General features: G+C 71.8%; 9 protein-coding genes and 1 tRNA gene. 8 read left to right on the top strand and 2 right to left on the bottom strand.

The genetic code is table 11. The features are described from left to right. Positions 1-173: 173 nt before the first annotated feature. From Q0994_RS28920 to pth, 5 genes are all read left to right on the top strand, one after another. Positions 174-246 (top strand) — tRNA-Gln (locus Q0994_RS28920). A gap of 109 nt (positions 247-355) precedes the next feature. Beyond that, positions 356-1,801 carry a bifunctional UDP-N-acetylglucosamine diphosphorylase/glucosamine-1-phosphate N-acetyltransferase GlmU gene (glmU, locus tag Q0994_RS28925; protein ID WP_299540374.1) on the top strand — a complete coding sequence of 482 codons (1,446 nt, stop codon included), beginning with the start codon at positions 356-358 and terminating at the stop codon, positions 1,799-1,801. Positions 1,802-1,921: 120 nt separating this feature from the next. Continuing rightward, entirely contained in the window at positions 1,922-2,899 is a 978-nt protein-coding gene (locus Q0994_RS28930; protein ID WP_299540377.1) for a ribose-phosphate diphosphokinase, read from the top strand. Positions 2,900-3,185: 286 nt separating this feature from the next. Next, positions 3,186-3,779: a 50S ribosomal protein L25/general stress protein Ctc gene (locus Q0994_RS28935; RefSeq protein WP_299540380.1), complete on the top strand. Its 594-nt coding sequence runs from the start codon at positions 3,186-3,188 to the stop codon at positions 3,777-3,779. Positions 3,780-4,004: 225 nt separating this feature from the next. Beyond that, positions 4,005-4,598 (top strand): aminoacyl-tRNA hydrolase, encoded by a 594-nt coding sequence (gene pth, locus Q0994_RS28940; protein WP_299540383.1) that lies wholly within the window; start codon positions 4,005-4,007, stop codon positions 4,596-4,598. 25 nt (positions 4,599-4,623) lie between these two features. On the opposite strand, the gene Q0994_RS28945 is transcribed toward pth, so the two are convergent. After that, a complete protein-coding gene (locus tag Q0994_RS28945) occupies positions 4,624-5,829 on the bottom strand; it encodes a low temperature requirement protein A (protein ID WP_299540385.1) in 1,206 nt (401 codons plus the stop codon). Between the two features lie 170 nt (positions 5,830-5,999). On the opposite strand from Q0994_RS28945, the gene Q0994_RS28950 reads away from it, so the two are divergent. From Q0994_RS28950 to Q0994_RS28960, 3 genes are all read left to right on the top strand, one after another. Further along, the gene (locus tag Q0994_RS28950) at positions 6,000-6,566 is read left to right on the top strand and encodes a hypothetical protein (RefSeq protein WP_299540387.1); all 567 of its coding nucleotides are present in this window, start codon (positions 6,000-6,002) and stop codon (positions 6,564-6,566) included. Positions 6,567-6,697: 131 nt separating this feature from the next. Continuing rightward, positions 6,698-7,168, top strand: a complete 471-nt coding sequence (locus Q0994_RS28955; RefSeq protein ID WP_299540389.1) for a hypothetical protein — start codon at positions 6,698-6,700, stop codon at positions 7,166-7,168. A 288-nt stretch (positions 7,169-7,456) separates the two neighbouring features. Next, entirely contained in the window at positions 7,457-8,302 is an 846-nt protein-coding gene (locus Q0994_RS28960; RefSeq protein ID WP_299540391.1) for a lysozyme, read from the top strand. 89 nt (positions 8,303-8,391) lie between these two features. On the opposite strand, the gene ppc is transcribed toward Q0994_RS28960, so the two are convergent. Further along, on the bottom strand, positions 8,392-11,124 hold the full coding sequence (gene ppc / locus Q0994_RS28965) for a phosphoenolpyruvate carboxylase (protein ID WP_299540393.1): 2,733 nt from the start codon (positions 11,122-11,124) through the stop codon (positions 8,392-8,394). Between the last annotated feature and the right edge of the window lie 299 nt (positions 11,125-11,423).

An 11,423-nucleotide genomic window follows, 5' to 3' on the forward strand; every position in this document is an offset into this window, starting at 1 on the left:
GGGGGAGCACGTTCCGCGTGCGAAGGCGTACGGAAATCCTTCGAGGGCGTACGGAACAGGAGGCGTTCGGCACGTCGCCACCGCTACGTCGTCGCGGGGAAGGGGCTTGGTACGGCATAGTGTTGGGTGCCGATCCGGCGGACCGACACAATGTCCGGTTCAGTCGGAATTGATCCCCCATGGTGTAATCAGGCAGCACTGCGGTTTTTGGTACCGTATGTTCAGGTTCGAATCCTGATGGGGGAGCTCGTGCGCGCGGGCCCCGACCTCACCGGTCGGGGCCCGCCCCCATGTCGCGCACATGTGACGCCGGTATCCTGCGGATGTCCACGATCCGAAGCCGAAGGGCACACCCGTGAGCTCCAGCAGCCCCGCCGCCGTCGTCGTTCTCGCAGCGGGTGAGGGCACCCGCATGAAGTCGAAGACCCCCAAGGTTTTGCACGAGATCAGCGGGCGCTCGCTCGTCGGGCACGTGGTGGCCGCCGCGCGGGAACTGGAGCCCGAGCACCTGGTCGTGGTCGTCGGCCACGCCGGCGAGCAGGTCACCGCGCACCTCGCGCGGGGCGAGGCGCCGGTGCGCACCGCGTTCCAGGCCGAGCAGAACGGCACCGGCCACGCCGTACGCATCGGCCTGACGGAACTGGGCAGCGTCGAGGGCACCGTGATCGTGCTGTGCGGGGACACCCCGCTGCTCTCCGGAGCCACCCTGGACGCGCTCGCGCGCACCCACGCGGCCGACGGCAACGCCGTCACCGTGCTGAGCGCCGAGGTCCCGGACGCCACGGGCTACGGCCGGATCGTGCGCGACTCCGCGAGCGGCGCCGTGACGGAGATCGTCGAGCACAAGGACGCGAGCGAGAGCGTCCGGGCGATCCGCGAGATCAACTCCGGGGTGTTCGCCTTCGACGGCGCGCTCCTCGCGGACGCGCTCGGCAAGCTGCGCACCGACAACAGCCAGGGCGAGGAGTACCTCACCGACGTGCTGTCGATCCTGCGCGAGGCCGGTCACCGGGTCGGCGCGTGCGTCGCCGCCGACCACCGCGAGATCCTCGGCATCAACAACCGGGTGCAGCTCGCCGAGGCCCGACGGCTGCTGAACGCGCGGCTGCTGGAGCGGGCGATGCTGGCCGGCGTGACCGTCGTGGACCCGGCGTCGACGCTGGTGGACGTCACGGTCACGTTCGGGCAGGACGCGGTGGTGCACCCCGGCACCCAGCTACTGGGCGCCACCCACGTGGGCGAGGACGCCGAGGTGGGCCCGAACTCGCGGCTGACCGACACCGTGGTGCACGCGGGCGCCCGGGTGGACAACACGGTCGCCGACGGCGCCGAGGTGGGCCCCGGCGCCACCGTCGGCCCGTACGCCTACCTGCGGCCGGGCACCAGGCTCGGTCCGAAGGCGAAGGCCGGCACGTACGTCGAGATGAAGAACGCCACGATCGGCGAGGGCACCAAGGTCCCCCACCTGTCGTACGTGGGCGACGCGACCATCGGCGACCACACCAACATCGGCGCCGCCAGCGTGTTCGTGAACTACGACGGGGTGGCCAAGCACCACACGACGATCGGCTCGCACTGCCGCACGGGTTCGGACAATATGTTTGTGGCTCCCGTCACGGTCGGGGACGGCGTGTACACCGCCGCCGGGTCCGTCATCACCAAGGACGTGCCGTCCGGTTCGCTGGCCGTGGCCCGCGGCCAGCAAAGGAATATCGCGGGTTGGGTGGCCCGGAAGCGTCCCGGCAGCGCCGCCGCGCAGGCCGCCCTCGCCGCCACCGACGGCTCCGAAGGCGAAAGCTGACCGGAAACGCGTGCGCCGGGCACGGCGTACCGTGATAGATGCTCACCATTTCGGCTGGCTCGCTGCACCATCGGGACCCATGCACGCAGCGGTCAGATACACGTCCGAGGAGACTGTGCTGTGACCGGGATCAAGACGACCGGCGAGAAGAAACTGATGCTCTTCTCCGGCCGCGCCCACCCCGAGCTGGCCGAGGAGGTCGCACACCAGTTGGGTGTCGGCCTCGTGCCGACGAAGGCTTTCGATTTCGCCAACGGTGAGATCTACGTGCGCTTCCAGGAGTCCGCCCGCGGCGCGGACTGCTTCCTGATCCAGAGCCACACGGCTCCGATCAACAAGTGGATCATGGAGCAGCTCATCATGCTGGACGCGCTCAAGCGCGCGTCGGCCCGCTCGGTGACCGTGATCGTGCCGTTCTACGGTTACGCCCGCCAGGACAAGAAGCACCGTGGCCGCGAGCCGATCTCGGCCCGTCTGGTCGCGGACCTGATGAAGACGGCCGGCGCGGACCGCATCCTCACGGTGGACCTGCACACCGACCAGATCCAGGGCTTCTTCGACGGCCCGGTGGACCACCTGTTCGCGCTGCCGATCCTGGCCGACTACGTCGGTGCCAAGGTCGACCGCTCGAAGCTGACGGTCGTCTCCCCCGACGCCGGCCGCGTCCGGGTCGCCGACCGCTGGTGCGACCGCCTCGACGCCCCGCTGGCGATCGTGCACAAGCGCCGCGACAAGGACGTGCCGAACCAGGTCAGCGTCCACGAGGTCGTCGGCAACGTCGAAGGCCGGGTCTGCGTCCTGGTCGACGACATGATCGACACCGGCGGCACCATCTGCGCCGCCGCCGACGCGCTGTTCGCGCACGGCGCCGAGGACGTCATAGTGACGGCCACCCACGGCGTGCTCTCGGGCCCGGCCGCGGACCGCCTGAAGAACTCCAAGGTGAGCGAGTTCGTCTTCACCGACACCCTGCCGACGCCGGGTGAGCTGGAGCTCGACAAGATCACGGTGCTCTCCATCGCGCCGACGATCGCCCGCGCGGTGCGCGAGGTCTTCGAGGACGGCTCGGTCACGAGCCTGTTCGAGGAGAACGCGTAACCGTTGCGCCTGGCTGCTTCCGGGGCCCGTGCCGCACGGCTGTGAACGTGGTGCACCGCGCCACGTGGCACGAGTAAGCCACCCGCTCCGACCGGATCACCCCTGGTCGGAGCGGTACGGAAGATCCACTTTGGGTGCGGCCTCCCCGGCCGGGTAGACTCACGGAGTTGCTCGGCGAGGGAGGCCGTACTCATGTACGGCTGTCCGTTATCGACGCGCTCTTCGTAGCAGGCCGTTCGTGGCCGGGTGACCGTCGCGTTTTCCGTCACCTCACGAGGAGTGCACCATGGCCGAGATCAAGCTCGCCGCCCAGGCCCGTAACGAGTTCGGCAAGGGCGCCGCCCGTCGCGCGCGCCGCGCCAGCCTGGTCCCCGCGGTCGTCTACGGCCACGGCGCCGAGCCGGTCCACATCAACCTTCCGGGCCACGAGCTGCAGCTCGCCCTCCGCACCTCGAACGTCCTCATCGGTCTCCAGATCGACGGCAAGGACGCCCTGGTCATCCCCAAGGCCGTGCAGCGCAACGCCATCAAGGGCAACATCGAGCACGTCGACCTGCTGACCGTCAAGAGCGGCGAGAAGGTCAACGTCGAGATCGCGGTGCACGTCGAGGGCGACCTGGCCCCCGGCGCCAACCTGCTCGAGTACGTCCAGAACACCCTGCTGGTCGAGGCCGAGGCCACCCACATCCCCGAGTCCGTCACGGTCTCCATCGCGGGCCTGGACGCCGGTGACTCCATCCTCGCCAAGGACATCTCGCTGCCCAAGGGCTCCGTGCTGGCCGGCGACGAGGACGCCATCGTGCTCCAGATCGTCGCCGCGCAGGCCGAGGAGCCGGCCGCCGACACCGAGGGCGCTCCGGCCGAGGGCGCCGAGGCCTGAGCCTCACCCGCCCACGTTCCACCTGCTCGACCGACGGGGCGGCGGATCCCCGGACCGTGAGGTCCGCCGGGGCCCGCCGCCCCGTTCGGCTTGACCGGCCCGTCGAGCCTCCCCCGCCTGCCTTGCCCTGGCCCCGCCCTGCTTTGCCCCCGCCCCGCCCCGCCTTGCCGCCGCCGTCGCCGGCCTTCCCGTGCCGGCCGCCCCGTACGAGGAGTCCGCGCGCAGATGTCCGACGTCACCGATCCCTGGCTCATCGTGGGCCTCGGCAACCCCGGTCCCGAGTACGCGGCCAACCGCCACAACGTCGGCTTCATGGTGGCCGACCTGCTGGCGGAGCGCGTCGGCGGGAAGTTCAAACGCGCGCAGAAGGCGCAGGCGCAGGTCCTGGAGGGGCGCGTCGGCCCGCCCGGTCCGGGCAGCCGCCGGATCGTGCTGGCGAAGCCGATGTCGTACATGAACCTGTCCGGCGGCCCGGTCACGGCGCTACGGGACTTCTACAAGGTGCCGACCGACCACGTGGTGGCGGTCCACGACGAGTTGGACATCGACTACGGCACGCTGCGGCTGAAGCTGGGCGGCGGCGACAACGGGCACAACGGGCTGAAGTCGATGACCAAGTCGATGGGCCCGGACTACCACCGGGTGCGGTTCGGCATCGGGCGTCCGCCGGGGCGGATGCAGGTCGCCGACTTCGTGCTGAAGGACTTCTCCTCCACGGAGCGCAAGGAGCTGGCGTACCTGGTGGACCGGGCGGCCGACGCGGTGGAGGCGCTGCTCGCGGACGGCCTGGAGCGGGCCCGGGGGACGTACAACTCCTGAGGCACGGGGCCCGGGAGCCGGTCCCTCAGGTCTCCCGCGGGGCCGGCCGCCGCTTCTCGGCGAGGACGACGCCGGCGGCCACCGTGCAGGCGGCGACCGCCCCGGCCACCGGGACGGCGGCGTGCCCGGCGAAGCTCGCCGCGAGCACGCCGACCGCGCCGAGCGGCAGCACGAGGTGCTGCGCGAGGCCCCGCTTGGAGTGCCGGGCGTGCACGGCCCAGACCGCCAGCATGAAGAGGGCGGTGGGCAGGGTCACCGCCAGCGACGCGGCGAGCGTGGAGAGGTGGGCGTGGTGGACGGCCTCCTCCACGGCGACTTCGAGACCGGCGCCGATGGCGGCCGCGGAGCCCAGGATGACGTAGTGCCCGTATCCCCAGAGGAACGCCTGCCTGCTGGAGGTGAGGTATTCGTGGACGGGGACGGCGAAGTAGATCCAGTAGGCGGCGAAGACGATGACGAGACCGCCCGCCGCGATCGGCAGCAGTTCGCCGAGGGCGGCGGACTCGTCCAGCGCCGACTGCACGGCGACGGTGGCGGCGGCGATGGTCTCGCCGAGCATGATGATGGTGAACAGGCCGTAGCGTTCGGCGATGTGCTCCGCGTGCCAGGGTGTCATGTGGCGCCGCTCGGCGAAGGCGGGCACCGCGAGTTCGGCGAGGATCAGCGGCAGGACGCACCAGGTTCGTGCCTCGGCGGGCAGCAACAGCAGGGCGAACCAGCAGAGTTGGACCACCACGAGACCGCCGGCGTAGCGCAGCGCCGCCGTGCGGGCGGGGCCGGTCTCGCCGTGCGCGGCCCGGAGCCACTGGAGGGTGAGCGCGACGCGCATGATCAGGTAGCCGAGGACGGCGACGGCGTAGTCGGAGCCCTCGAAGGCCCGCGGGATGCCGGCCGCGAGGACGAGCACCCCGGCCATCTGCACCAGGGTGGCGATCCGGTAGGGGACGTCGTCGCTGTCGTAGGCGGAGGCGAACCAGGTGAAGTTGACCCAGGCCCACCAGACGGCGAAGAGCACGAAGAGGTAGCCGCTCACCCCGTGGCCGGGGTGCCCCTCGGCCACCGCGTGCACCAGCCGCACTCCGGCCTGGGCGACCGCGACGACGAAGCAGAGGTCGAAGAGGAGTTCCAGCGGGGTGGAGGCGCGGTGCTCCTCCTCGCGGCTCCGGGCGGTCATCCTGACGTACGGCCGAAATCCCCTTCCGTGGCCGGTTCCTGCGGGGGTGTCGCTCATCGGTGCCGCGTCCTTCGCGTCAGGGAGTGCTGATCGTCCGGGCACGTCCGTTTCGCCCCCGTGGATCCCTCAGGGTACGGGTCCGACGATCACCGGCCCGCACGCCGGGGCCGGTCGGCGGCGGGACCCGGGCGGCGCGGGGCGGCGAGCGGCTGGCAGAATCCCCTGCCATGTCGCACACGTCACCGATCACCTACGCCCGATTGGGCGCGGTGCTGGCCGAAGCGTCCATGGTGAGCCGGGAGAAGGCCGCCGACGTCGTCGGCAGGTACCACGCGCACGCCGACGAGGAGCTGGCTCCGCACGGGGCCGCGGGCGCCCTGGAGGAGTTCGGCGTCGCGGTCTCGGTGCACGGGGACGACGTCGATTCCCTGCGCGAGGGCTACGCGGACCTGCTGGCTCGCGCCGCCGAAGTCGTCGGCGGCGGGATGACGGTCACCGGGGTGCGGCTCGTCGAGGGCGAGGGGCCGGTCGCGGACGGCCGCCGGGACCGGGTGGAGTTCGCATGCGACGGACGGCACGTGTCCGTGCGAGCCGAGCACTTCGCGGACGACTACTTCGACCACATGGCCGCGCACGCGGCGGTGGCCCTCACCGCGCAGCCGCCGGACCCCCGGTCGTGGCGCTCGGTGGACTTCCCCCGCGACCGCCACCACACGTACGACACCGTCCTGGTGCTGGCCACGGCGGAACAGGCCGCGGCCCTGAGCGCTCTTCCCGGACTCGTCGTCCGCTGACCGCCGGAGGCGGCGGGGAGGGGCGGTGGGGCGGTCCCGGCCTGCGCAACTACCGACATACCCCCCGCTTCTCCGACGTTTTCCGGCCAGAAGTTGACCGAGGGCGTTGCTCTGCCCAAGGATCTGCCCCCATGAAGCGGAGCTCTTCCCGGCGCGCACTGCTCTTCGGCCGTCACGGCCTGATGGGGCTGGTGACGCTGCTGTTGCTGGTCGCGGGGGTGTGGGCGTCGTGGGACACCGCGCACCACGTGGTGCTCGCCCAGGGCCGCGAGCACGGCACGCTGACGGTGACCGAGTGCGGCGAGGACACCTGCACGGGGCGCTACACGCCGGACGCCACCTCCCCCGCCCGGTCCGGGCTGGCGGTGGAGCGCTCGGTGGCGGCCGAGCGCGGCGACCGCTTCCCGGTGGTGGTGAAGCCGGGCACCGACGAGGTGGTGCGCACCGGCACGGCGGGTTTCCTGCACGCCTGGCTGCCGCTGGGCGGCGCGCTGCTGCTGGCGTCGCTGGTGGTCGGGGGCGGTCTGCGGATGACCCGGACCGCGTGGACGCTGGCCGGGGTGGGCGCGGTGCTGATGGCGGGGACGTTCGTGGCGCTGTGAGCCGGCACCCGACCGGGCCGCGGGGCCCTGGGGCGCACAGCGTTCCGGGAGGGCCGCGGGGTTCCGGGGCCCGCAGGGTTCCGAAAGCGATCGGGCCCTCTTCCGGAGTAAGGGTCTACTCGCGTAGCGTCAGGGGCGCCCCGGACGACGCGCCGAACGGCACGCCGCACCGCGGTGGATGACATGAGCACGCCATTGCACGCATGCACGTCCACGCACGCACGTCAGGAGTGCCCGCACCCGCTCCTGAGCCCTGAGATCCCCCACCGAGTCCTCGGAGGCACCCCCATGCCCGTGCACAGACCCCGCACCCCGGCCCTCCGCCGGCCCCGCCCCGTCGCCGCCGGCGTGCTCCTCGCCGCCCTCGCCCTGCCGCTCGCCCTGCCCGGCCCGGCGTCCGCCGCCGGCGACGCCGCCGGCGTCCCCGCGCGCGGGACCGCTCGGATGGGACAGGGCGTGATCGCCCACGACGGCCAGGGCGGCGGAACTCCCTCCGTCCCCAGGGCCGTCCAGACCGAGGGGGTGGACGTCAGCAGCCACCAGGGCAACGTCGCCTGGCAGACCCTGTGGAACAGCGGCGTGAGGTGGGCCTACGTCAAGGCCACCGAAGGCACGTACTACAAGAACACCTCGTTCACCCAGCAGTACACCGGCTCCTACAACGTCGGCATGGTCCGGGGCACTTACCACTTCGCCACCCCGGACACCACCGGTGGGGCCGCGCAGGCGAACTACTTCGTGGACAACGGCGGGGGCTGGTCGCGGGACGGCAAGACCCTGCCCGGCGTGCTGGACATCGAGTGGAACCCGTACGGCGCGCAGTGCTACGGCAAGACGCAGGCGGGCATGGTCGCCTGGATCCGCGACTTCGTGAACACCTACAAGGCGCGCACCGGCCGGGACCCGGTCATCTACACCGCCACCAGCTGGTGGAAGGACTGCACGGGCAACAACGCCGGCTTCGGCGCCACCAACCCGCTCTGGGTGGCGCGGTACAACACGACGGTCGGCGAACTCCCGGCCGGCTGGAGCTTCTACACGATGTGGCAGTACACCTCGACCGGCCCGACGGTCGGTGACCACAACCGCTTCAACGGCGCACTCGACCGGGTGGTGGCACTCGCCAACGGCTGACCGCCCGGCGCGACGAGAGCGGTGAAACGCGAGCGGCGCCCCGCCCGGGAGATCGTCCCCGGGCGGGGCGCCGTGGCGCGCGGGGCGGGTCAGCCGGTGTTGCGCAGACCGGCGGCGACGCCGTTGACGGTCAGCAGCAGGGCGCGGGCGAGCAGCGGGTCGGGCTCCTCCCCGCGCTCGACCGCCTGGCGCTGGCGGGCCAGCAGGGAGACCTGGAGGTAGGAGATCGGGTCCAGGTAAGCGTCCCGGATGGAGAAGGTCTGCTGGAGCACCGGGCTGGTGGAGAGCAGTTCGGTGCCGCCGGTGACCTTGAGGACTTCCCGCACGGTGAGGGCGTGTTCGGCCTCGATGACGTCGAAGACGTGCTTCAGCTCGTCGGGGACGAGGGTGTCGACGTAGTGCCGGGCGATGCGCAGGTCGGTCTTGGCGAGCGTCATCTCGACGTTCGACAGGAAGTTCCGGAAGAAGTGCCAGTGTTCGTGCATCTCGTCCAGGACGGCGTCCAGACCCGCCTCGCGCAGCGCCTTCAGGCCGGAGCCGACGCCGAACCAGCCGGGCACGATCTGCCGGGACTGGGTCCAGCCGAACACCCACGGGATGGCGCGCAGTCCGTCGAGCGAGACGCCTGAGCCGGGGCGGCGGGAGGGCCGCGAGCCCAGGTGCAGGTCGGCGAGCTGGTCCACCGGGGTGGAGGCGAGGAAGTACGACGGCAGGTCCGGGTCCTCGACCAGCCTGCGGTACGCGGCGTGGGCGGCGTCGGAGACGGTGTCCATCGCGGCGTCCCAGCGGGCCAGCGCCTCGTCGGACTGGCGGGGCGCGGTGTGCAGGGCCGAGGCCTGCAGCGTCGCGGCGACGGTCAGTTCGAGGTTCTCGCGGGCGAGCGCCGGGATCAGGTACTTGTCGGAGATGACCTCGCCCTGCTCGGTCACCTTGATCTCGCCTTCGAGCGTTCCCCACGGCTGGGCGAGGATCGCGTCGTGCGAGGGGCCGCCGCCGCGGCCGACGGTGCCGCCGCGGCCGTGGAAGAGGCGCAGCCGGACGCCGTAGCGGTGGGCGACGTCGCGCAGCCGGCGCTGGGCTCGGTGGATCTCCCACTGGGAGGTGGTGATGCCGCCGAACTTCGAGGAGTCGGAGTAGCCGAGCATGACCTCCTGGACGTCGCCGCGGAGCGAGACCAGGCGGCGGTAGGAGGGGTCGGCCAGCATCTCGTCGAGGATGACGTCGGCGGCGCGCAGCTCGTCGGTGGTCTCCAGCAGCGGCACGATGCCGATCTTGGCCCAGCCGCCGTGCAGGTCGAGCAGGCCGGCCTCGCGGGCGAGGACGGCGGCGGCGAAGACGTCGTCGGCGCCCTGGCACATCGAGATGATGTAGGACTCGATGACCTCGGGGCCGAAGCGCTCGAAGGCCTCGCCGATGGTGTGGAAGACGCCGAGGGTCTTCTCGCCCGCGGCGTCCAGCGGCGCCGGGGTCGGGGCGAGCGGCCGGCGCGAGCGGAGCTCCTTGGCCAGCAGCTTCTGGCGGTAGTCGCGCGGCATGTCGGCGTAGCGCCAGGACTCCTCGCCGAGCCGGTCGAAGAGCTGGCCGAGGGCGTGGTGGTGGGCGTCGGCGTGCTCGCGCACGTCCATGGTGGCGAGCTGGAGGCCGAAGGCCGACAGGGTGCGGATGGTGCGGTCCATCCGGCCGTCGGCGAACAGGGCGCCGCGGTGCTCGCGCAGCGAGGTCTGGATCAGCACCAGGTCGGCGATGAGCTCGGCGGTGCCGAGGTAGTCGCAGCCGGGGCGGTGCGCGGTGCCCTTGGCGAGCCGCTCGCGGGTGTTGACCAGCTTCTGGCGGACGCAGGTGGCCTTGAGCCGGTACGGCTCCTCGGCGTTGAGCCGCTTGTAGCGGGGGGAGATCTCCGGGAGGCGTTCGAGGTCGGTCTGGAGGGAGTCCAGGAGTTCGTCGGTGGCGCCGGTGTAGCGGATGGAGTTGGAGAGCAGGCCGCGCAGGTAGTCGATCATCTCGATGGCGTCGGTGATGCCGTGCTCGTGCTGGAGGATCAGGATGTCCCAGGTCACCTGCGGGGTGACGTTGGGATTGCCGTCGCGGTCGCCGCCGATCCAGGTGCCGAAGGTGAGGGGGCGGGTGCCGGCGGGCAGCTCGACGCCGACCCGCTCCAGCTCGGCCGCGAGGTCCTCCAGGACGTCCCCGACGGCGTTGGCGTGCAGCTCGTCGAGGTAGTAGATGGCGTTACGGGCCTCGTCGGCCGGCTCGGGGCGTACGACCCGCAGCTCGTCCGTCTGCCAGATCAGGTCGATGTTCTCCGCGAGCCGCAGGTCCTGGCGGCGGCGGTCGGCCTCGATGACCGGCGTGTCCAGCAGCTCGGCGATGCGCCGGAGCTTGTTCAGCACGGAGCGCCGGGCCGCTTCGGTGGGGTGCGCCGTGAAGACGGGCCGGACGTTGAGGTTCTTGACCGTCTCGCGCAGGTGCTCGGGGTCGGCGTCCTTGAGGCGGTCCGCCGTCCGCGCCAGCAAGCCGCCCTCGGCGGACCGCCGGTCGCGCATCTCGTGCGCGCGGTGGACCTGCTCGGTGACGTTGGCGAGGTGGAAGTAGGTGGAGAAGGCGCGGACGAGCTGCGCGGCGGTCTCCAGATCGGTGTCGCCCAGCAGCCGGGCGGCGGCCTCGCCGTCGGTACGGGTCAGAGCGCGGACGCGCTCCACGAGGTCGAGAAGCTCCTGGCCCTCCTGGCGGACGAGGGTCTCGCCCAGGAGATCGCCGAGCCTGCGGATGTCGGCGCGCAGCTCCGGGCTGCTGGCGGCAGGGGTCTGGTCGGCACTGCTCACAGTGTGCGGCTCCTTGCAGTGGTGAAGCACGAATCCGGGGCCCTCGGCCGCAGCGGTGCTGGTGCCGCCCCCGGTACGAGCGGGGTGCGGACCGCGCTGTCCGACCCTTCCAGGATAGGTGTCGCCGCAGGGGGCGCGTCGGCTGGCCCGGCATGCGGGACGGGCGCGGCGGGCGCCCGCCTGCGGCGTACGGGTCCATACCCGGGGTACTGGAGGGGATACCCCGGACGACGCACGGATCGGTGTCTCGTGTTGTGGGCCAGGTCACTGCCATACTTACGATGCCGTAGGTTACGCGT

The organism is uncultured Streptomyces sp., assembly GCF_947488945.1.
In the GTDB taxonomy this organism is placed as follows: domain Bacteria; phylum Actinomycetota; class Actinomycetes; order Streptomycetales; family Streptomycetaceae; genus Streptomyces.